The organism is Streptomyces sp. NPDC056479 (assembly GCF_042795335.1).
Lineage (GTDB): Bacteria > Actinomycetota > Actinomycetes > Streptomycetales > Streptomycetaceae > Streptomyces.
Genome location: NZ_JBHTRZ010000006.1, coordinates 441,120 through 460,577, shown reverse-complemented (window position 1 = coordinate 460,577; position 19,458 = coordinate 441,120). Strand labels below are relative to the sequence as shown.

General features: G+C 71.8%; 20 protein-coding genes. 9 read left to right on the top strand and 11 right to left on the bottom strand.

Annotated elements, in window-relative coordinates:
- Positions 1–62: 62 nt before the first annotated feature.
- The gene (locus ACFQ6S_RS25510) at positions 63–1,184 is read right to left on the bottom strand and encodes a GNAT family N-acetyltransferase (protein WP_383414074.1); all 1,122 of its coding nucleotides are present in this window, start codon (positions 1,182–1,184) and stop codon (positions 63–65) included.
- Between the two features lie 27 nt (positions 1,185–1,211).
- Complete coding sequence (locus ACFQ6S_RS25505) at positions 1,212–1,865, bottom strand: HD domain-containing protein (protein WP_383414071.1); 654 nt, start codon at positions 1,863–1,865, stop codon at positions 1,212–1,214.
- 66 nt (positions 1,866–1,931) lie between these two features.
- Here ACFQ6S_RS25505 and ACFQ6S_RS25500 point away from each other — a divergent pair, with 66 nt between their 5' ends.
- The 3 genes from ACFQ6S_RS25500 to ACFQ6S_RS25490 all read left to right on the top strand — a co-directional run bounded on the left by ACFQ6S_RS25500 (position 1,932) and on the right by ACFQ6S_RS25490 (position 4,284).
- Positions 1,932–2,606 carry a maleylpyruvate isomerase family mycothiol-dependent enzyme gene (locus tag ACFQ6S_RS25500; RefSeq protein ID WP_383414068.1) on the top strand — a complete coding sequence of 225 codons (675 nt, stop codon included), beginning with the start codon at positions 1,932–1,934 and terminating at the stop codon, positions 2,604–2,606.
- A gap of 188 nt (positions 2,607–2,794) precedes the next feature.
- On the top strand, positions 2,795–3,490 hold the full coding sequence (locus tag ACFQ6S_RS25495; RefSeq protein ID WP_383414065.1) for a copper homeostasis protein CutC: 696 nt from the start codon (positions 2,795–2,797) through the stop codon (positions 3,488–3,490).
- Positions 3,491–3,663: 173 nt separating this feature from the next.
- A complete protein-coding gene (locus ACFQ6S_RS25490; RefSeq protein WP_383414063.1) occupies positions 3,664–4,284 on the top strand; it encodes a dihydrofolate reductase family protein in 621 nt (206 codons plus the stop codon).
- 27 nt (positions 4,285–4,311) lie between these two features.
- Here ACFQ6S_RS25490 and ACFQ6S_RS25485 read toward each other — a convergent pair whose 3' ends face one another.
- On the bottom strand, positions 4,312–6,360 hold the full coding sequence (locus ACFQ6S_RS25485) for a HelD family protein (protein WP_383414060.1): 2,049 nt from the start codon (positions 6,358–6,360) through the stop codon (positions 4,312–4,314).
- Positions 6,361–6,640: 280 nt separating this feature from the next.
- Between ACFQ6S_RS25485 and ACFQ6S_RS25480 the strand changes: the two genes are divergently transcribed.
- Complete coding sequence (locus tag ACFQ6S_RS25480) at positions 6,641–6,820, top strand: hypothetical protein (RefSeq protein WP_383414057.1); 180 nt, start codon at positions 6,641–6,643, stop codon at positions 6,818–6,820.
- Between the two features lie 142 nt (positions 6,821–6,962).
- Here the strand turns inward: ACFQ6S_RS25480 and ACFQ6S_RS25475 are convergent, their stop codons facing one another.
- Positions 6,963–8,606 (bottom strand): DNA repair helicase XPB, encoded by a 1,644-nt coding sequence (locus ACFQ6S_RS25475; protein ID WP_383414054.1) that lies wholly within the window; start codon positions 8,604–8,606, stop codon positions 6,963–6,965.
- Positions 8,607–8,736: 130 nt separating this feature from the next.
- Between ACFQ6S_RS25475 and istB the strand changes: the two genes are divergently transcribed.
- On the top strand, positions 8,737–9,954 hold the full coding sequence (gene istB / locus ACFQ6S_RS25470; protein WP_383414051.1) for an IS21-like element helper ATPase IstB: 1,218 nt from the start codon (positions 8,737–8,739) through the stop codon (positions 9,952–9,954).
- Here istB and ACFQ6S_RS25465 read toward each other — a convergent pair.
- The 3 genes from ACFQ6S_RS25465 to ACFQ6S_RS25455 all read right to left on the bottom strand — a co-directional run bounded on the left by ACFQ6S_RS25465 (position 9,932) and on the right by ACFQ6S_RS25455 (position 13,065).
- A complete protein-coding gene (locus ACFQ6S_RS25465; protein WP_383414048.1) occupies positions 9,932–10,147 on the bottom strand; it encodes a hypothetical protein in 216 nt (71 codons plus the stop codon). The genes istB and ACFQ6S_RS25465 overlap by 23 nt on opposite strands.
- Before the next feature lie 77 nt (positions 10,148–10,224).
- On the bottom strand, positions 10,225–10,353 hold the full coding sequence (locus tag ACFQ6S_RS25460) for a hypothetical protein (RefSeq protein WP_383414045.1): 129 nt from the start codon (positions 10,351–10,353) through the stop codon (positions 10,225–10,227).
- Positions 10,354–10,533: 180 nt separating this feature from the next.
- The gene (locus ACFQ6S_RS25455; RefSeq protein ID WP_383414043.1) at positions 10,534–13,065 is read right to left on the bottom strand and encodes a helicase-associated domain-containing protein; all 2,532 of its coding nucleotides are present in this window, start codon (positions 13,063–13,065) and stop codon (positions 10,534–10,536) included.
- A 211-nt stretch (positions 13,066–13,276) separates the two neighbouring features.
- Between ACFQ6S_RS25455 and ACFQ6S_RS25450 the strand changes: the two genes are divergently transcribed.
- The 3 genes from ACFQ6S_RS25450 to ACFQ6S_RS25440 all read left to right on the top strand — a co-directional run bounded on the left by ACFQ6S_RS25450 (position 13,277) and on the right by ACFQ6S_RS25440 (position 16,670).
- Entirely contained in the window at positions 13,277–14,887 is a 1,611-nt protein-coding gene (locus ACFQ6S_RS25450) for a substrate-binding domain-containing protein (RefSeq protein ID WP_383414040.1), read from the top strand.
- Between the two features lie 80 nt (positions 14,888–14,967).
- Positions 14,968–15,978, top strand: a complete 1,011-nt coding sequence (locus tag ACFQ6S_RS25445) for a hypothetical protein (protein ID WP_383414037.1) — start codon at positions 14,968–14,970, stop codon at positions 15,976–15,978.
- 65 nt (positions 15,979–16,043) lie between these two features.
- Positions 16,044–16,670: an HAD family hydrolase gene (locus ACFQ6S_RS25440; RefSeq protein WP_383414034.1), complete on the top strand. Its 627-nt coding sequence runs from the start codon at positions 16,044–16,046 to the stop codon at positions 16,668–16,670.
- Here the strand turns inward: ACFQ6S_RS25440 and ACFQ6S_RS25435 are convergent.
- Positions 16,646–16,897 carry a hypothetical protein gene (locus ACFQ6S_RS25435; RefSeq protein WP_383414032.1) on the bottom strand — a complete coding sequence of 84 codons (252 nt, stop codon included), beginning with the start codon at positions 16,895–16,897 and terminating at the stop codon, positions 16,646–16,648. The two genes, ACFQ6S_RS25440 and ACFQ6S_RS25435, sit on opposite strands and share 25 nt — an antisense overlap.
- Before the next feature lie 165 nt (positions 16,898–17,062).
- Here ACFQ6S_RS25435 and ACFQ6S_RS25430 point away from each other — a divergent pair, with 165 nt between their 5' ends.
- Positions 17,063–17,446: a cold-shock protein gene (locus ACFQ6S_RS25430; protein ID WP_383414030.1), complete on the top strand. Its 384-nt coding sequence runs from the start codon at positions 17,063–17,065 to the stop codon at positions 17,444–17,446.
- 22 nt (positions 17,447–17,468) lie between these two features.
- Here ACFQ6S_RS25430 and ACFQ6S_RS25425 read toward each other — a convergent pair whose 3' ends face one another.
- From ACFQ6S_RS25425 to ACFQ6S_RS25415, 3 genes are read right to left on the bottom strand one after another with little or no spacing between them, the layout of a single operon-like run.
- Complete coding sequence (locus ACFQ6S_RS25425) at positions 17,469–18,317, bottom strand: 1,4-dihydroxy-6-naphthoate synthase (RefSeq protein WP_383414028.1); 849 nt, start codon at positions 18,315–18,317, stop codon at positions 17,469–17,471.
- Complete coding sequence (locus ACFQ6S_RS25420; protein ID WP_383414026.1) at positions 18,307–19,011, bottom strand: futalosine hydrolase; 705 nt, start codon at positions 19,009–19,011, stop codon at positions 18,307–18,309. The genes ACFQ6S_RS25425 and ACFQ6S_RS25420 overlap by 11 nt, the downstream gene beginning before the upstream one ends.
- The gene (locus ACFQ6S_RS25415) at positions 18,981–19,454 is read right to left on the bottom strand and encodes a DUF2771 domain-containing protein (protein ID WP_383414024.1); all 474 of its coding nucleotides are present in this window, start codon (positions 19,452–19,454) and stop codon (positions 18,981–18,983) included. Before ACFQ6S_RS25415 ends, ACFQ6S_RS25420 begins: the two co-directional genes overlap by 31 nt.
- Between the last annotated feature and the right edge of the window lie 4 nt (positions 19,455–19,458).

The following is a 19,458-nucleotide window of genomic DNA, read 5'->3' as shown; positions in this document are numbered from 1 at the left end:
GACGGAGCGGATCGACACGATGTGACGGCCGTGAATGTGACCTGGGTCACTCCCGTACGGGGTCACTCCCCGTGCGGGGTCCCTCCCCTGCGGACGTAGAGCCTGAGCTCCCGGTCCATGTCCCGTTCCTCGTGGGCGGAGCGCTCCTCCCCGAGACTGGCCCGGACATAGCCCGCGCGGCGGGCGACGCCCTGCGAGGGGGCGTTGTCCTCGTGGATGGCGGCGATGAGGGCGTGTACGTCGTCCCTGGCCAGCGAGTGGTCCGTCAGGGCGCGCAGGGCCTCGCTCGCGTAGCCGCGACCGCGGACGCCCTCCACGAGGTCGTAGCCGACCTCCGCCAGGCCCTCCTCGTCGGGGACGCCGTGGAAGCCGATGCCGCCGACCGCGAGGCCGTCCTCCTTGCGGACGAGGACGAACAGGCCGAACTCGGGGCGGTGCACGCCCCCTTCGTACGCCTTCAGCATCATCCCGGCGGCCTCCCTCGTCCCTTCGAAGGGACCGCCCACGACCCAGGTGAACCCGCCGTCGCCGCCCTTGCTCAGGTCGGCGGCGGCCGCGGGGGTGACGCCCTGGAGGGTGAGGCGGTCGGTGGGGATGACGAGGTTGTTGTTCCAGCGCCATTCGGTGACCGGCGCGCGGGCGGGCAGGTCGCCGCGGGCGGTGGCCCACAGGAGGGTGTGCCAGGCGTCGGGGCCGGGGCGGATGTGCGGAAAGATCGTGGTGAGCACGAACTCGGGCAGTTCGGCGGCCGGTTCGTACGCCACCCCCAGCCCTTCGGCGATGTCGTGCGTGTGCAGCAGCACCTCCGCGATGCCCATCGCGGCGAAGCCCTCGCGGTTCGCGCTGCGGAAGGGGAACGGATGGAAGGCGCGCACCTCGGGGGGCGTGGTGCGCAGGGCGGCGGTGAGGAGGGCGCCGGTCGTCTCGATGACGTGGAGCAGCCCTTCGTTGTCGGTGCCCTCGTCGAGGGTGATCTCGAAGGGGACGTAGGCGTGCTGGGCTCGGCCCGCCAACTGGCCGGCGTAGGCGATGAGATCGCTCGCGATGTGCTCGGCCGTGTGCCGGCAACTCCACTCCAGGCGCCCCGCCTTCACCCCTTCCCAGTCCTGGTCCACCACCGTGCGCAGCAGCGCCACACAGCTCGCCACGGCCTCGGTCACGCGTTCCCCGCCCATGTGTCGCATGTGCGGCAGGCTACGGCCCCGGGTTGGTCAGGGCGACAGCATTTCCAGCTCGCCGGCGAGGTTGTAACGGGCGGTGGCCTCCCACTCCTTCCGGCCGAGCGGGGTGCGGAACAGGCTTGGCAGGGCGAGGAGTTGGCGCAGGATCGCGGCGCGGCCCGCGCGGAAGGCGTCGCTCGGCACGAAGTGGTACTCCTCACGGACGGCGGCCGTGTAGGCGGCGTACGCGGAGGGCGGGGCGGCGAGGATCGCGAGGTCGGCGTCGCACAGGACCTGGCCGTCGCGGTCGTCCGGCGCCGGGTCGTGGGTGGTGGTGAGGCGGACCAGGCGGGCCACCTCTGCCGTCCTCGCCTCGGACACGCCCGCCTCCAGGAGCGCGCGTTCGGCGAGCCGGGCGGAGCGCTCCTCGTTCTCCGAGCGGTCGGGGAGGTAGACCGCGTCGTGGAACCAGGCGGCGAGGCGTACGACGTCCGGGTCCTCGGCGTGGCCCGCCAGCTCGTCGATGTGGTCCAGGACCGCGGTGAGGTGGGTGAGGGTGTGGTAGCGGCGCTGCGGTTCCTGCCACCGGGTGAGGAGGCTGTCGGCGTAGGGGGCCGGGTCGGGGGAGGTCGCGGGGGAGCGGGCCGCGTTCAGGGCTGAGGTGAACCGGCTGCGCAGGGCGTCGAGGGTACGGGGATCGGCCATGGCGTCATTGTGGCGTGTGCGCCGGCGTTCTCCCCGGCGTTCTCCCGGGCGCCTAGCGTGGACGTCATGACTACTGCTGACGTGCACGACGTACGGGATCCCGAACTGCCGGGGCGGCTGCTGGTCGTCGAGCGGGACGCGTTGGTTCCGCTGTTGCGGGACCGGCCGGACGCCGACTTCGCGCTGCCCACCGCCGCGTGTCCGGGGTGGTCGGTGCGGGATGTGCTGGCGCACTGTTCGGCCGCGTTGGCGCGGGTGGTGGAGGGCCGGTTCGAGGAGGGCGTGTTCTCGCCCGCGTCCAACGACCGGGACATCGCCGAGCGCGCCGACTGGACCAACGCGCAGGTCGTCGACGAGCTGGAGCGCGGGCTGACCGAGGCGGGCCCGGTGATCGCCAAGGCGGGCGGGGTGCTGGACGGCATCGCTCTCGGGGAGTGGGTGCACGCCGGGGACGTGCGGGAGGCGCTCGGGGAGCCGGGGGCGTATGCCGGGGCCGGGCTGCCGGAGGCGCTGCGGCTGCTGGGGTGGCTCACGCGGGAGCGGCGGCACGTCCCGCTGCACGCCGACCTGGACGATGTCGACGACCCCCTGCGCCTGGGGGAGACGGCGGCGCCGCGGCCACCGGCGCGGTACATCGGGGACGCCGCGACGCTGGTGCGGCTGTATGCGGGGCGGCCGGTGGAGGAAGCGTCCTACGAGCTGGTGGGGGTGGAGGCGGCGGAGCTCAACCTCTTCGGGTGACGGCTTGGGATCACGGCCTCGGGTGACGGCTTCGGGTGACCGCGGCTCGCGTGGCGGGTTTCGAGCGGCGACGGCCCCGGCTTGCGGCGTCATGGGTTGAACGGATCTTCGGTGGGGCAGGCGTACCCTGGATTGGACTAGACCTGTAGTCGCCCGCGAAGCCGTCGAATGCCGAGGAATGGGGTCCCATGAGCAAGCGTGCAGTCCTGGAGGTGATCGCCCTCGGCGTCGAGGACGCGGTCGCCGCCCAGGCCGGAGGTGCGGACCGGCTCGAACTCGTCACCGACATGGCGGCGGACGGACTGACGCCGCCGGTCGAGACCTTCGCCGGGATCCGGGCCGCCGTCGACATCGACCTGCGCGTGATGCTTCGGCTGGCGGACGGATTCGCGGCGGGCGACGTCGGCGATGTGGTGCGGGTGGTCCGTGCGATGCGCGAGGCCGGGGCCGAGGAGTTCGTGCTCGGGTTCCTGGACGCCGACGGGGGCCTGGACCTCGAGGCCGTCGAGCGGGTGGTGGGGGAGCTGGACGGATGCCGGTGGACCTTCCACCGGGCGATCGACCGGGCCGCCGACCGGGATGCGCTGCGCAAGCAGCTGGACGGGATGCCGGGGCTGGACACCTATCTGACGGCCGGCTCGGCGATCGGCGTGGACGAAGGGCTCCCGACGCTGCTCGCCGAGGTGGCGAGGAGCGGGGAGCCCGGCTATGAGCAGCGGATTCTGGTCGGGGGCGGGCTGCGGCTCGATCATGTGCCGCGGCTGCTGACGGCCGGGATCGACGCCTTCCACATCGGCGGAGCGGCGCGACCCGGGGGCTGGGACGGGCCGGTGTCCGTCGAGGCCGTGGCGCGGTGGCGGGCCGTGCTGGACGGGGTTTCGTAGCCGACAACGGTCGGTCGACAGCGGTGGTCGACGTCGGCAGTCGACAGCGCCCCACCGGAAGGTGACGATGTGGGGGCATCGATCCATTCGTCCAGAGAGCGAAGCCTCCCGACGCAATGCCCGCGCGAGTGCCGGTCGAAGGCGACGGAGGCCGCCGCGAGGAGGAGAGAGCCATGACCGCACGGGCGGGCAGGGTGATCTGCGACATCACGGTCTCGGCCGACGGCTACTCGGCCGGGCTCGACCAGAGCGAGGAACGCCCCTTCGGCGACGACGGCGGCGACGGCTCGGGCGACAAGCTGCACGCCTGGATGTTCGACACCCCCGACGAGAACCGCGCCGAGATCGACCGGCTGGGCGCCGCCGGAGCATTCATCATGGGGCGCAACATGTTCGGCCCCGTACGGGGTGAGTGGGACCGGAAGTGGAACGGCTGGTGGGGCGACGATCCGCCGTTCCACGCACCGGTGTTCGTGCTCACCCACCACGCGCGCGAGCCGCAGCCGATGGACGGCGGCACCACGTACCACTTCGTCACCGACGGAATCGAGTCGGCACTGGCACAGGCACGCGCGGCGGCCGGCGACGGCGATGTCGCGGTCCACGGCGGCGCGACCACCGTCAACCAGTACCTCGCCGCCGGCCTGATCGAAGAGCTGCGGCTGCACATCGTGCCACTCACGCTCGGCGCCGGCACCCGGCTGTTCGAGGGTGTCCCGCCGCTGAAGCTGGAGCAGGTGAACGCGCGCTCGGCGAGCCTGGTCACGCACGTGACCTACCGCGTGCTGCCCTGAGCCGCAGGGCGCCGGCCGTGGCGCCCCTCACCCCAGCTGCTCGGGCAACGGCCCTGAATGCGCCACGATCAGCCCCGACACCGCTCGCGTCAGGGCGACATACAGCCGCCGCAGCCCCGTCCGCTCGTCCGGTTCGCCGTCCACCACCGCCTGGGGCTCGTCCAGGACGACATAGTCGTACTCCAGGCCCTTCGCGAGCGACGCGGGGACCAGCGTGAGGCGGGTCTGTTCCGTCGTCTCCTCGCCGGGGGCCAAGTAGGCGATGCCCTCCGCCGCGAGCGCCTCCGACAGCGCCGGAACGCGCGCATCCGCGGCGATCAGGCCGACCGACCCCTCGTTGCGCAACAACTCCGCGCACGCGGCGACGACTTCGGCCGTGACCGGCACCTCGCGGACCTCGAAGAACCCCGGGTTCTCACGGATCGAGGCCACCGGGGTCAGGCCCGGCGCGATGTGGGGGAGGAGGCGGGAGGCGTAGGTGATGACGTCCGTCGGGACGCGGAAGCCGGCCGTCAGCTCCTCGATGACCCCCTCCGACTTGCCGAGGTGGGCCAGCGCCTCGTCCCAGCTGCGCGTCGCCCACGGCGTCGTGCCCTGCGCCAGATCGCCGAGGACCGTCGCCGAACCGGTCGTGCAGCGGCGACCCACCGCCCGGTACTGCATCGGGGAGAGGTCCTGCGCCTCGTCGATGACGACATGGCCGAGGGAGGGCGTCCGGGAGACGAGGTCGGCCGCCTCGTCGACCAGCACCGCGTCCGCCGCCGACCACTTGGCCGACTTCACCGAACGTACCGGCTTCGCCCACAGGACCGTCTTCTGCTCGTCCTCGTCCAGGATTCCGCGCGCGTGTTCGGCCAGGAAGTCCGCGTCCGTCAGCAGCCGCAGCACGAGCCTGGCCGGGTCGACCGGCGGCCAGACCGCCTTGACGGCGGCCTTCACCGCGCTGTTGCGGGCCACCGCGCACTGCACCCGGTCGTCCGGCGCCTCGCCCGACCGCTCCATCTGCACCAGCACGGCATGCGCGATGCGCTGCGGAAGGGCCTCGCGGGCGGCGCCGTAGCGGATGTCGCGGGCAAGCAACTCTCGTACGGTCTCCTCGAGTTCGTACGCCGCGACGCGCCAGCGGCGTGATCCCCGGACGACGACCACCGGCTCGGTCGGCATCGTCACATGCGAGTAGATCGCGCGCCGCAGCACCTCCGCCATCCTGGCGTCGCCCTTGATCACCGCGGCCGTCGCGTCGTCGGTGCCGCGCACCTCGACATGGGCGACCAGGTCGTCCACCGTGGCCTGGCGGACCGTCAGCTCGCCGAGCGCCGGGAGGACTTGCTCGATGTAGTGCAGGAACGACCTGTTCGGGCCGATCACCAGGGTGCCGGTGCGGGCGAGCCGCTCGCGGTGGGCGTACAGCAGATAGGCCACCCGGTGCAGGCCCACCGCCGTCTTCCCGGTGCCCGGGCCTCCCTGCACACACACGGTTCCGCCGAGCCCGGACCGGACGATCTCGTCCTGCTCGGGCTGGATCGTGGCCACGATGTCCCGCATCGGACCGACGCGCGGGCGCTCGATCTCCTGCTGGAGCAGCTTGCTGGTGCGGGCCGCCTCCGCCGGGTCGGACAGGTGCTCGTCCTCGTAGGCGGTGAGGTCGCCGCCGGTGTAACCGAAGCGTCGGCGCAGCGCGATGTCCAGCGGGTCGTTCTTGGACGCCCGGTAGAACGGCTGGGACACCGGCGCCCGCCAGTCGATGACCATCGGGTCGCCGCCGGCATCGTGCACATGCCGGCGCCCGATGTAGAAGCGCTCGCCCTCCGCGCCCTCCGCCTTCTCGACGCCGGGAGCGTGCAGGTAGTCGAGCCGGCCGAAGAACAGCGGGGTGTCGCTGAGGTCGGCCAGGGCCTTGATGCGCTCGTCGATCTGGCGGGCGAGGACTTCGGCGTTGACCCAGTTCGCGGTGACGTCGCTGATGTCGAGGGCCTCGACGTCCTCCCGCATGGCACGCAGGGCGGCACGGGAGGAGGCGAGGTGGGAGCGCTCTCGCAGGAGCGGGTCCAGGGGGTCGTCGACGGGCGTGGACAAGGGGGTGCCTCCGGAGGACCTACGGGTGGCTGGTCGTCAGAGCCGACCGGTTTCCGTCCGGACGGCGGCACTCCGTGAACGGAGGCGGGCAAGAGCGGAGATCTTAGGTGAGCGCCTACGTCGTACGCCAACGAATATTCCGGCCCTGTCCTCCGACCCCTAGGGGACGAGGCCCTCCTTCCTGGGGGCAGGGGGTCCGTCCGGAGGTGTACGCGGGCCGTGCAGGGCCTGGCACCGCAGGCCGATGCGGTCTTTATGCCTGCGAACCCATCATGGAGATATGAGCGCAGCAACCATCCACCCAGCCCCTACGGGCCCCCGAGGAGCGACAGCGCTCCAGGGGAGCCACCGTCATCGCTTCGGCGAAGCCCTGCGTGCCGTGAGGGTGTTCGTCGGTGCGGCCTTCGATGTGGTCGTCCTCGGTGAGTACGGCGAGGAGGCGGGCGTCCGCCGTAAGTGACGCCCGGACTCGCTCGGTGACCCGCTGATCACACTCCGCAACTCCCCCTTGCCTTCCGGTCCGCGTTGTCTTCAAGTTCGCGAACCCGACCCCGCGCCTCCCGGTGCTCTGCGCCTCCGGGATCAAGCCCGGGCCGGCCTGCTCAGCCCTCCGCGAGGATCTCGTCGGCGTCCACGATCCGGTACGCGTATCCCTGTTCCGCCAGGAAGCGCTGGCGGTGCGCGGCGAAGTCCTGGTCGATGGTGTCGCGGGCGACGACCGAGTAGAAGTGGGCCTGGTGGCCGTCGGCCTTCGGCCGCAGCACCCGCCCCAGCCGCTGTGCCTCCTCCTGGCGCGAGCCGAAGGTGCCCGAGACCTGGATGGCGACCGTGGCCTCCGGCAGGTCGATGGAGAAGTTGGCGACCTTGGAGACGACGAGGACGCTGATCTCGCCCTCCCGGAAGGCGCCGAAGAGCTTCTCGCGCTGGGCGTTGGATGTCTCGCCCTTGATGACCGGGGCGTTCAGATGCTCGCCCAGTTCGTCGAGCTGGTCGATGTACTGGCCGATGACCAGGGTCTGCTGCCCGGCGAACTTGCGGACGAGGGCCTCGGTGACCTTCCGCTTGGTGTCGGTCGTCGCGCAGAAGCGGTACTTCTCCTCCTGCTCGGCGGTGGCGTACGCGAGCCGCTCGGCGTCGGTGAGATTGACCCGGACCTCGACGCAGTCGGCGGGCGCGATGTAGCCCTGCGCCTCGATCTCCTTCCAGGGAGCGTCGAAACGCTTCGGACCGATCAGCGAGAACACGTCCGACTCGCGCCCGTCCTCGCGGACCAGGGTCGCGGTCAGACCGAGCCGGCGCCGGGCCTGGAGATCGGCGGTGAACTTGAAGACCGGCGCGGGCAGCAGGTGCACCTCGTCGTAGAGGATGAGCCCCCAGTCGCGGGAGTCGAACAGCTCCAGGTGCGGGTAGACGCCCTTTCGCTTGGTCGTCAGCACCTGGTACGTGGCGATGGTGACGGGCCGGATCTCCTTCCGGGTCCCGCTGTACTCGCCGATCTCCTCCTCGGTGAGCGAGGTCCGCTTCACCAGCTCGTGCTTCCACTGCCGGGCCGAGACGGTGTTGGTGACGAGGATGAGGGTGGTCGACTTCGCCTCCGCCATGGCCCCGGCGCCGACGAGGGTCTTCCCGGCACCACAGGGCAGCACCACGACGCCGCTGCCGCCGTGCCAGAAGTTCTCCACGGCCTGCTTCTGGTACGGCCTGAGCGCCCAGCCGTTCTCGGCCAGCTCGATCGGGTGCGCCTCGCCGTCGACGTAACCGGCGAGGTCCTCGGCGGGCCAGCCCAGCTTCAGCAGCGTCTGCTTGATCTGCCCGCGCTCGGAGGGGTGCACGGCCACGGTGTCCGGGTCGATGCGGGTGCCCACGAGCGGCGCGATCCGCTTAGAACGCAGCACCTCCTCCAGGACCGGGCGGTCGGTGGTGGTGAGGACGAGGCCGTGCGTGGGGTGCTTGGAGAGGGTCAGACGGCCGTACCGGTCCATCGTGTCGGCGATGTCGACCAGCAGGGCGTGCGGCACGGGGTAGCGGCTGTACGTCACCAGCGCGTCCACGACCTGCTCGGCGTCGTGCCCGGCCGCGCGCGCGTTCCACAGGCCCAGCGGGGTCACCCGGTAGGTGTGGATGTGCTCGGGCGCCCGCTCCAGCTCGGCGAACGCCGCGATCGCCCGACGGCACGCGCCGGCCTGCTCGTGATCGACCTCCAGGAGCAGGGTCTTGTCCGACTGGACGATCAGTGGTCCGTTCACGTGCGTGGGTCCTTCCGCTCGACCACCCGGCCAAACGTCCAGTGTGCCTGATCGTTCCCGGAGTCCTACAGGATGAATATTCATTCCTGTGAGTGGCGCGGTTTCACCTATCCGGCGGCGGCTGCGAAGAATGCCGAGCGTGCAGGCCATCGATCGTGATCCGTCACCGCCGACCACCACTCTCGGGTACGCGCTGTTCGCCACCCGGTGGTTGCAGGCGCCGCTCTACTTCGGCCTCGTGGCCGCCCAGGGGGTGTACGTCTACAAGTTCTTCAACGAGCTCTGGGCCTTAATTCTCCGCTGTGTGACCGGGCAGGCGACCGAGACCTACGTCATGCTCGCCGTGCTCAAGCTCGTCGACGTCGTGATGATCGCCAATCTGCTGATCATGGTGATCGTCGGCGGCTACGAGACCTTCGTCTCCCGCATCGGCCTCCAGGGCCACCGCGACCAGCCCGAGTGGCTCTCGCACGTCAACTCCAACGTGCTGAAGGTCAAGCTCGCCACCGCCATCGTGGGCATCTCCTCCGTCCATCTGCTGCAGATGTTCGTGGACGTCCACCGCACCTCGCACCACTCCCTGCTGTGGGGCACGGTGATCCACATGGCGTTCATCGCCTCGGCGGCGATCCTGGCGTACATGTCGGGGCCGATGGCCGCGCAGGCCGAACGGGCCCATCAGCCGGCGCACCACGAGCCCGCCCCCGAGAGCCCCGCGCCGAAGGTCTTCGTCCCGGCGCAGGCCGCCTCGCGCGAGGACCTGCCCAGCGCCGAGGAACGGGTGCGCGCGGCCGGGTTCCCCACCCGGAAGCTGCTGGAGGACTTCGACTCCGAGCACCCCCGCTCCTTCGACCGGGAGACCGTGGCCCGGCTCGGCAAGCTGGACTTCGTCGCCGCCGGGCGCAACGTGGTCTTCGTCGGCCCGCCCGGCACCGGCAAGACGCATCTGGCCGTGGGCCTGGGCGTGCGGGCCTGTCAGGCCGGGCACTCGGTGCTGTTCGCGAGCGCCGCCCGGTGGGCCGCCCGGCTGGCCGGCGCACGGGAGGCCGGGCGGCTCGCCGAGGAGCTGGCCGCGCTCGACGAACACCCGCTGCTGATCGTCGACGAGGTCGGCTACACGCCCTTCGACGCGGAGAGCGCCGCGCTCTTCTTCCAGCTGGTCGCGCACCGCTACGAACGGGCCTCGCTGATCGTGACCAGCGACCGCCCGCTCGGCCGCTGGGACGAGATCTTCGTCGGCCCCGCCGCCCCGGCGATGGTGGACCGGCTGGCCCACCACGCCGAGCTCGTGCGGATCGAGGGCGAGAGCTACCGGATGCGCCGCGCTACTTCAGCATGGGCAGACTGAGGTTGTTGACCAGCGGTCCTTCGATGGTGAGTCCCTCGGTGACCAGGGACTCCGCGGCAGGGGCCGGGAGCGGAAGGGGCAGGGCGGAGGCGGCCGCGGCGGCGTCGGGGGCGAGGGCGGTGACCATCGCGGTCGCCGCCAGAAGGGCGGTGAGGGCGGCGGAACGGGCGCGGACGGGACGCTTGGAACGCATGCGGACTTCAGGGCCTTTCAGGGAGGGCGGGCCGGTCCTGCTCGCCGGACCGGCCCGACGGGTGCACTGCGGTCGCGTCAGACCTGCGGCGTCTCGATGACCAGTCCGGCGACGTCGATGCCGATCGCCGCGGCCTGGGTGGTGAAGGCACCGATCATCATGGCCGCGGCGGCCAGGACGGTGGCAAGACGACGAGCTGTGCGCATGGGACAACTACCTCTCTGTTGCGCTCACTTGAGCGTGATCAGGACATCGAGTGGCTGCCCTGCACCCCGGGGCGGAATGCGGAAAGATCCGGAAGGTCCCTCAAGAGTTGGAAAAGCCCGGCGTGGCGTGCATGAAGCACCATGTACGCCCGGACGAGTGACCGGTGGGTGCCGCCGTCGTCAGACCTGGTCGTCCGCGAGCTCGGCGACCCCGGTGATCCGGTGCAGCGGATACGTCCGCACCTCGTCCGCGGTGTGGTCGTAGGCCGTCACGAATCCGCCCTCGACCCGCACCGGCGCGATCACCCGCTGACTGGCGGCGCCCTCGGCGTTGACGTACCCGATCCACAGCGTCTCGCCGGTCAGGACGGCGGCCTGCATGGTGGCGAGGGTCTCGGCGGAGGTGGTCCGGGGCAGCTCACCGCCGGTCATCTCGGGAGCCGCCGCGCTCGGCTTGCGCGGGGTCGTGGAGGCCAGGTCGCCCGCCCGGATGGCACGGATCGCGGCGGTCAGCAGCGTGGCGTCCGGCGTCGGCGGACCGTCCGGGACCGGTTCGGGGGCCGTGCGCGGCGGCGTGCGGTGGGCGTCGGCACGGGTGATCAGGACGTCGCCCTCCGCCGACTCGGCGGCCGGCGCGAAGCCCATCGCGCGCAGCCCCTCCAGCAGTGCGGCCGGGTCCGCCTGGGCGGCGAGCACCGTGGGCGCGAGGCGCCGCAGACGCAGGCCGGCGGCGCGCTTGTCGGCGAGGATCTCGTTCAGCGCCGCGTCGTCGTCGCAGCGGACGTACGCCGACGCCGCGCCCACCCGCAGATGGCCGTGCTTACGGGCCACGTCGTCGATGAGATACGCCAGCGGCTGCGGCACCGGGGTACGCGCGTGCTCGGCGAGGAAGGCGTGCAGATCGGAGGCGCTGCGTCCGGCGTCCAGCGCGCGCCGCACCGACGCGGGCGTGAACCGGTACACCGTCGCCCCGCCCTTGGACTCGACGTCCGCGAGCACGTCCAGCATGGCGGCGAGCGGCCGCCGCAGCGGGCCGGGCGCCACCGCCGTGAGGTCGGCCTGGAGCAGGACGTGGTCGAGCGGCTCGGGGAGGAGGGGCGCGAGGATGCGGGCGGCGGCGGCGGAGGCGACGGACTGTTCGGCGGGGGAGAGGGGCTCGGGCGCCGGGGTGCGACGGTGATGCACGGGGAGCTTGTCGCCGGGGCCGACCGGCTCCTCGGGAGCGTGCCCCGGCAGTGGCGCCCCCAGCAGCGCGCGCCCGTGCCCCGACAGCGCCCCCCGCCCCGTCACTCCCAGCAGCTCGGCCTCGTTCAGCGTCCACTGGGCGAGGCGGCTGCGCAGGTCGTCCTCGCGCTGCGGGCCCCGCAGCGGACGCTCCCAGCGCAGCCGGGCCAGCACCGACTCGGCCGACGGGGACGCGCCCTGAGGCAGCCCGGCCAGCAGGGTCAGCACCCGGTGCCGTACCTCCGGGGCGGCGGAGCGGTCCAGTCCCGGGCCCAGGGCCGACAACGTACGGTCCTTCGCGTCCCGTCCGCCGATCAACCCCGCCGTGCGCGTCGCCGTCAGCCATGTCTGCGCCAGCAGTGTCCAGCGCTCGGCGACCGGCTGCTCCAGCCACTCGTCATGGGCGGGCGTCGCCGCGTACCGCTCGTCGGCCTCGCCGTCGGAGGCCAGCAGTCCCGCCGCGTAGGCCAGCTCGACCCAGAAGGCGGCGATCGGCTCGGACACGTCGAGGGCGACGGCGGTGCGCTTGAGGTCGCGCACGCTGAGCCCGCCGGCCCGCAGTACGGCGGGACCGCCCTCGTCCCAGTCCTTCAGCAGCTCCTCGACGGTGGCCAGCGCCGTGTAGGCCTGCCCGGCCGCCGTCGCGTCCACAATCTGTGGACGGTGCGTGGCAGCCGGTTCGACGGGCGGCGGCAGCGGCTCGGTGGCGCGGTGCGCGTGGCCGGCGCGCAGGTGCAGGGCCACCTCGCGGGGGAGTACGACGGTGCCGGGCGTCGTCGGGAGCAGCAGGCCGCGGTCCAGCAGCCAGCGCAGCCGGGGCGCCGGGTCGGCGGTGACCTGGCCGTACGGTGGCCCCCACACCAGCCGGGACAGGACCTCCCGGGACTCCTCCGGAGCGTCGGCCAGCAGAGCCGTCATGCGCGGCCGGTCGCCGAACAGCGCGGAGAGCGACGACACGGCGGACACGGCGTCGTGGGTCGAGGGCAGCCCGGCCGTCCGCACGATCTCCTGGATACGGCCCGGCGACATGCCCGAGGTGGCTTCCTGCGCGGTCGGGCCCAGTCCGGTGGGGGACGGGTGCTGCGGCGAGGGGGCGAGCAGCTCGCGGGCCGTGCGGACGAGGCGCAGCCGGTCGTCGGCGCCCCACACCAGGGCCTGCTCGCGCAGCGTCCCGAGCGCGTGCGGCAGCGCGCCCGTGACCGCCGGGTCGCCCTCGTCGCCGGCCATCAGGGCGAGGAGTTCGTCGTACGTCGCCGGATCCGCCGCCACGGCCAGCGCCTCCGCCGTCTGCAGCGCGAAACGGTCCAGCCGCTCCAGGGCGCGCACCACGGAGGCCCGGGTGCCGGCGCGGGTCGCCAGCTGGGTGAGGTCGGTGGGGACGGGGGTGATGAGGTCGGGCCGGCTGCGCAGGAGTACGGCCAGCGAGGTGTCGTCCCGCGCGCGGAGAGCTTCCGCGAGGGAACGGGGCGGTGTAGCCGGGTCGCTCATCCGACCAAATCTAGCGGGTGGGACCTCGCGGCAGGGGGTGTGCCGTGGGCCCGGATGGCGGTCCGGCGGGCGAACAGAACGTTGCACAGATGGCTCCCGGATGAACATCGTCCGGAGGAATGCGGCACCTCTGGCAACACCGCGCCCCCACTCGTCACCCTGGGCACCCTGTCAACTACTACACGGCTCAAGGGAATTGGGGGTCCCAGCGGTGAGTGAGCAGGTCGAGCAGTGGATCGCGATCACCAGTCTGGCGATCCCCCTCTTCGCGTTCCTGTGGGAGTTCGCGGTCGTCGGCCGTAAGCGGCTCGGCTATCGGGTGCAGATGGACACGGTCGCCGCGAACCAGACCCAGTCCGCGCACGCCGAGATCCTCGAACAGCTGGAGCGGGACGGACACCAGCTCAAGGACCCCTCGTTCGTGCTGCTGCGCATCGAGAACGCGGGATCGTCGCCCATCGAACCCGGCGACTACCTGACGGACGAGAGCGACCCCAGCGGCATCTGGGTCACCTTCCGCCGTCGTCAGGTCGCCGGCATCGTCGTCACCGAGCTGAGCCAGCGCGAGCTGCGCCGCTTCTTCCGGCACGGGGCCGCGGGCTACGGCTTCAGGAACAACGAGGCCCGCAGCGAGGGCGTCATCGAGCTGCCGAAGGTCAAACTGCCCCGCGGAGCCGAGTACAAGATCCTGGTGATCCTGGAGCGCTGGCCGGACGACACGAGCGACGGGGACTTCCCCAAGCCGGACATCGTCGGCGCCGTCGGCACCGACCGGCGCTGGTTCGACCCGCTGGTGAAGTACTTCCGGTTCAAGCTGACCCGGACCGAGAGCCATCTGTTCGCCTCCCGGCCGGCCTGGTTCGCCATCACGTTCCTGGCGTTGGCGGTCGCCGTCCAGTCGGTCTTCACGCTGTTCCTGCGCGACGACCGCCGGCCCCCGCTGGACTGTGTCAGCGGCACCCTGCACCTGCACGGCTCCACCGCCTTCGCACCCGCCGTGCGGGCCGCCGCCGAGGACTACCTCGACCGGTGCAAGGGGGCGGATGTCGCCATTCCGCTCGACGACAACCCGTTCAAGGGCAGCACCGACGGTGTCACCGCCTTGGACCAGGCCGGCAAGGACGCCGAGGTCACGGTCAGCGAAGGGCTCCCCGACCACATCGCCTTCACCGACGGACTCGCCTCCGACGGCCACCCCCGGCTGATCCCCAAGCCGGTCGCCTTCTCCGTGTTCACCCTCGTCGTCAACAAGGACGCGGGCGTGGAGAACCTGACGCTGGACCAGATCCGCCGCGTCTTCGCGGGCCGGGTCCGCAACTGGTCCGAGGTCGGCGGCAACGAGGTACCCGTCCACCTGATCAACCGCGACCCCGGCTCGGGCACCCGCAGCACCCTCGTCGACAAGGTCCTGCGGGGCAGGCAACCGCCCCAGTTCACCGAGCGGGACTGCGCCGCCCTGGAGGACGGGCAGTACGGCAGCTGCGAGGTCACCAGCACGGACACGATGCTGAACAGGACCGCCTCGACGCCCGGTGCCATCGGCTACAGCGAGGCCGCCGGAGTCGACGACCACAAGGCCGCCGAGAAGCTCGTCAAGCTGCGGCTCGACGGCCGGGAACCCACGGCGGAAGGCGTCGAGGACACCGACTACCCGTACTGGCAGACCGAGTACGCCTACACCTACGGCCCGGCCCCGGCCGGCTCCGTCGCGTCGGCCTTCCTGAACTTCCTCACCCAGCAGAGCGGCCGCGACATCCTGCACGAGCACGGCCACGGCCTGTGCTCCGAAGCGGAGAACTCCGGCGAGTGCCGGCCGATCTGACCGAACCGACCCACCCTGTCCTGCGCTAACGTCGTCCCCCGGGGTATCCAACGCAACGCACCCACCCCGGAGGGGACTTCGTGGGGATCGAGAGCGACCAGGTCGTCTACGAGTATCTGAGCCGCGTCGGCGACGTGGCGCAGCAGCGGCAGCTGCCGTCGGGCACCCGCATGCGCCTGGTGAACGAGCTGCGCGGCGAGATCGACCGGCGCCGCGCGAAGGCGCCCGTCGACAACCCCGCAGCCGTCCGCCGCATCATCGCCCGCCTGGGCACCCCGGACGAGGTCGTCTCGGCCGCCGGGGGAGGCGCCGCTCCCGCACCGCGGCCACCGGCCGCCTCCGTGCCCGTACAGCAGGACGACCGCGCCGACGAGGCCGCCGAGCGCCGTCCCAGGGGCCTGCGCCGGATGGTGCCGCGGCCGCGCCGAGCAGAACCGCAGACGGCACGTGACGACGCGCCCCCGCCGCCCCATCTCGCGAGCACGTCGGAGCTCGGGGGCAGCGCGACCCAGCCCGACTGGTGGCGGGTGGACAGCACCCCCTTCGGCCCCGGCGAGGACGTCCCGGGATTCGTCGGCGGCATCGAGATCCCGGAGATGCTCAGGCGCCCGCCCGCGAAGGGGGAAACCTCGCTCCGGAAGAAGGAGCCGGCCGAGGAGGCGGACCCGGCGGCCGTGGAGCAGGCCGACGACGCGGAAGAGGACGAGGCACCCCGTCGCCGACGCCTCATCCGGCGCCCGACCCTTCCCTCCGGCCGCTGGAGCAACCCCCTCCTGCTGCTCGCCGCCGCCCTCCTGGTCGCCGGCGCCTTCCTCGGCAACCTCCTCGCCCTGCTCCTCGGCTGGCTCATCGCGTGGGGCTCCCGCCGCCTGAGCGACGCCGAGACCAAGTGGGCGGTCGTGGTCCTGCCCGGCCTCGCCCTCACCGCGGGCGTCGTCTGGCTCTGGGGCCGCACCAACGGCCGCTGGGGCGATCCGATCGCCGAGGGCCAGACGAACGCCGCGATCTCGGACACCTGGCCGTGGGTGGTGCGGGGCGCGGCCCTGGCGTCGGCGCTCTTCATCGTCTGGCGCTCGCAGCGAGAGCGCTGACGCACGACCCACGTCCCCGCAGTCGCCACACCACGCACAGCCCTGCGTCATGAGGCGCGGGCACAATGGCCCATATGGCACTCACCGTCGGCTTCGACCTCGACATGACCCTCATCGACTCCCGCCCCGGCATCCACGCCTGCTACACGGCCCTCGCCGAGCGGACGGGCACATACATCGACGCCGACCTGGCGATCACCCGGCTCGGGCCCCCGCTGGAGGAGGAGCTGATCAACTGGTTCCCGGCGGAGCGGCTCGCGGTCATCGCCGACCTGTACCGCGAGATGTACCCGACGATCGCCATCGCGGCGACGCCCGCTCTGCCCGGCGCCCGCGAGGCCATCGCCGGCGTACGGGACGCGGGCGGCCGTGCGATCGTCGTCACCGCCAAGTACGAGCCGAACGCCAAGCTGCACCTGGAGCACCTCGGCATCCAGCCGGACGCGGTCATCGGCAACCTCTGGGCCGAGCAGAAGGCCGAGGCGCTGCGCGAGTACACGGCGAGCGTCTACGTCGGCGACCACCAGGGAGACATACGCGCCGCCCGCGCGGCCGACGCCCTGTCGGTCACCGTGGCGACCGGGCCGTACGGCGAGGATCAGCTGGCCGCGCTCGGCGCGGACGTGGTCCTCACCGACCTGACGAAGTTCCCGGACTGGCTGGCCGGCTACCTGGACGCGGCGCGCGCCTGACGCCGCCCCGCCGCGGCCGAGCGGAGCACTCCCGCGCCGGCGACGAGGAATCCGACGCCCATGAGCATGCTCAGTCCGAACATGTATGTCGGAAAGGGCGTCGTGCCGAGCAGGAACGGGGCCACAGTGACCAGAGTGGCCACGGCACCGATGAAGAACAGGACCGCGCCGGCACGGATCAGTCGGTCACCGGGAGCGGCGGAATTCGTTTGGGTTTTGTCACGCACCGGACCAGGGTAGTTCCCTGCGCGAGGGAACTACCGGGCGACGTCTTGTCACCCGCCCGGGGACCATTAGCCTTGGTACCGGCGGGTCATGGTCGACCCGCTGTAGTGCTATCAAGAGCCGTTTTCAGAAGCAGTTTTCCGACGAGTACGAGGACGAGGACAGACGTGCCTACCGGCAAGGTCAAGTGGTTCAACAGTGAGAAGGGCTTCGGCTTTCTCTCCCGCGACGACGGCGGTGACGTCTTCGTTCATTCCTCGGTCCTCCCCGCCGGAGTCGACGTACTCAAGCCGGGACAGCGAGTGGAGTTCGGTGTCGTCGCCGGTCAGCGCGGTGACCAGGCGCTTTCGGTCGTCATTCTCGACCCGACCCCGTCCGTGGCGGCCGCCCAGCGCAAGAAGCCGGACGAACTGGCCTCCATCGTGCAGGATCTGACGACCCTCCTCGAAAACATCACGCCGATGCTCGAAAAGGGCCGCTACCCCGACAAGGCCTCCGGCAAGAAGATCGCCGGCCTCCTCCGCGCCGTCGCCGACCAACTCGACGTATAGCCACGTCCAGGCGCTTCCCGGCTTACGGGAAATTCAACGCATCCGGGCCGAGGGGCGGCAACAGCCCCTCGGCCGCCGCACGTGTGAGCAGTCCCCGTACCGCCGCATAGCCGTCCTCGCCGAGGCCGGCCGTGAACTCGTTGACGTACAGGCCGATGTGCTGGTCGGCGACGGACGGGTCCATCTCCTGGGCGTGTTCCATGACGTACGGGCGGGAGGCCTCGGGGTCGTCCCAGGCGGCGCGGACGGACGTACGGATCGAGTCGGCCAGCAGCGTCAGTGTGTCCGCGCCCAGTGACCGCCTGGCGATGATCGCGCCCAGCGGGATGGGCAGCCCGGTGGTGTTCTCCCAGTGCTCGCCCATGTCGGCGAGCTTGTGCAGCCCGTAGTTCTGGTACGTGAAGCGGGCCTCGTGGATCACGAGCCCCGCGTCGACCTTCCCGTCCCGCACGGCCGGCATGATCTCGTGGAACGGCATCACCACGATCTCGCCGACCCCGGAGGGGATCGTGTCGGCCGCCCAGAGACGGAACAGCAGATACGCCGTCGACTTCTCGCTCGGCACCGCGACCGTACGGCCCGTCAGGTCGACGTCGGCCTCGCGGGTCAGCACCAGCGGACCGCAACCCCGGCCCAGCGCACCCCCGCACGGCAGCAGTGCGTACTCGTCGAGGACGTACGGCAGCACGGCGTACGACACCTTCAGCACATCGAACTCGCCGCGCTCGGCCATGCCGTTGGTGATGTCGATGTCGGCGAAGGTGACGTCGAGTGCGGGGGCGCCGGGGACGCGGCCGTGGGCGAGGGCGTCGAAGACGAAGGTGTCGTTCGGACAGGGCGAGTACGCGATCTGCAACGGCTCAACTGTCATATGGGTTCCAACTCCGAAGTACGGGCGCGAGCTTCCCGAAGCCGTCCGTCAGCGCGGCCAGCGCGTCGCCGATGCGCCAGGCGGCGCGGTCGCGGGGGCCGACGGGATTGGAGATCGCGCGCAGCTCCAGTACGGGCTTGCCGTGCGCGGCGGCGGCTTCTGCGACGCCGAAGCCCTCCATGGCCTCGGCGAGGGCGGTGGGGTGGCGTTCGCGCAGCCGGGCGGCGCGGACGGCGGTGCCGGTCACGGTGGAGACGGTGAGCACGGCGCCGGGGCGCGCGCCGGTGGCGGCCGCGACCTCTCGTACGAGTGTTTCCGGCGGACGGTGGGTGACGGTGCCGAAGCCCAGCTCGGTCACCGGCAGAAAGCCGTCGGGGGTCTCCGCACCGAGGTCGGCCGCCGTGATCTCGTCGGCGACGACGAGGGAGCCGACGGGGGCGTGGGGTGCGAAGCCGCCCGCGATGCCGGCGGAGACCACCAGGCCGTAGGGGGTTCCCGTGTGGGCCGCCGTGGTGAGGGCGGTGGCGGTGGCCGCGGCGGCGAGCGCGGGGCCGACGCCGGCGGCGATCACATCGACGCCGGGCAGCCCGTCGAGCGCCCGGACCACCGCGTCCCGCTCTGCGGGGACCGCGGTGGCCACCAGGACCCGTACAGCGGACGTGGTCAGCTGTCCTTCTTGAGCTTGAAGGACCACAGGCCGGTGATGTCCTGCTCGCCCTCCTTGATCGACACCAGCGTGGAGTCGCCGCTGGCGCCGTACTGGGCGTTGAAGAACACGCTGCCCGGGACGGTGCGGTACGTCTTCGTGCTGGAGTCGGTGAGCGGCTGGCCGTTCATGAGGATGGTCCAGCCCTCGTCGGCGATCTCCGGGTCGACACCGAAGCGCACGGTGTCGTCCGGGTCCACCTTGATGGACTCGATGCCCTTGTCCTTCAGGCACTTCGCGAGATCCGTGGTCTTCAGGGCGTCGCCCTCACCACCGCAGGTGGCCTGCGAGTGCACGGACGAGGTGCCGACGGTGATCGTGGCCAGCGGCGTCGGCTTGTCGCAGGCCGACAGGACGAGCAGTCCGGCGGAAACGGCACCGGCGGCGGCGACGGCGCGGCGGCGTCGCTGGGCGGATTGCAGCGTGGTCATGGCC

Excerpts from the sequence above, each read along its gene's own strand:
- ACFQ6S_RS25490 (WP_383414063.1), top strand. The coding sequence starts at position 3,664 with ATGACCGCACGGGCGGGCAGGGTGATCTGCGACATCACGGTCTCGGCC.
- ACFQ6S_RS25495 (WP_383414065.1), top strand. The coding sequence starts at position 2,795 with ATGAGCAAGCGTGCAGTCCTGGAGGTGATCGCCCTCGGCGTCGAGGAC.
- ACFQ6S_RS25440 (WP_383414034.1), top strand. The coding sequence starts at position 16,044 with ATGGCCCATATGGCACTCACCGTCGGCTTCGACCTCGACATGACCCTC.
- istB (WP_383414051.1), top strand. The coding sequence starts at position 8,737 with ATGCCGAGCGTGCAGGCCATCGATCGTGATCCGTCACCGCCGACCACC.
- ACFQ6S_RS25510 (WP_383414074.1), bottom strand. The coding sequence starts at position 1,184 with ATGCGACACATGGGCGGGGAACGCGTGACCGAGGCCGTGGCGAGCTGT.
- ACFQ6S_RS25415 (WP_383414024.1), bottom strand. The coding sequence starts at position 19,454 with ATGACCACGCTGCAATCCGCCCAGCGACGCCGCCGCGCCGTCGCCGCC.
- ACFQ6S_RS25500 (WP_383414068.1), top strand. The coding sequence starts at position 1,932 with ATGACTACTGCTGACGTGCACGACGTACGGGATCCCGAACTGCCGGGG.
- ACFQ6S_RS25460 (WP_383414045.1), bottom strand. The coding sequence starts at position 10,353 with ATGCGCACAGCTCGTCGTCTTGCCACCGTCCTGGCCGCCGCGGCCATG.
- ACFQ6S_RS25455 (WP_383414043.1), bottom strand. The coding sequence starts at position 13,065 with ATGAGCGACCCGGCTACACCGCCCCGTTCCCTCGCGGAAGCTCTCCGC.
- ACFQ6S_RS25480 (WP_383414057.1), top strand. The coding sequence starts at position 6,641 with ATGAGCGCAGCAACCATCCACCCAGCCCCTACGGGCCCCCGAGGAGCG.
- ACFQ6S_RS25465 (WP_383414048.1), bottom strand. The coding sequence starts at position 10,147 with ATGCGTTCCAAGCGTCCCGTCCGCGCCCGTTCCGCCGCCCTCACCGCC.
- ACFQ6S_RS25505 (WP_383414071.1), bottom strand. The coding sequence starts at position 1,865 with ATGGCCGATCCCCGTACCCTCGACGCCCTGCGCAGCCGGTTCACCTCA.
- ACFQ6S_RS25425 (WP_383414028.1), bottom strand. The coding sequence starts at position 18,317 with ATGACAGTTGAGCCGTTGCAGATCGCGTACTCGCCCTGTCCGAACGAC.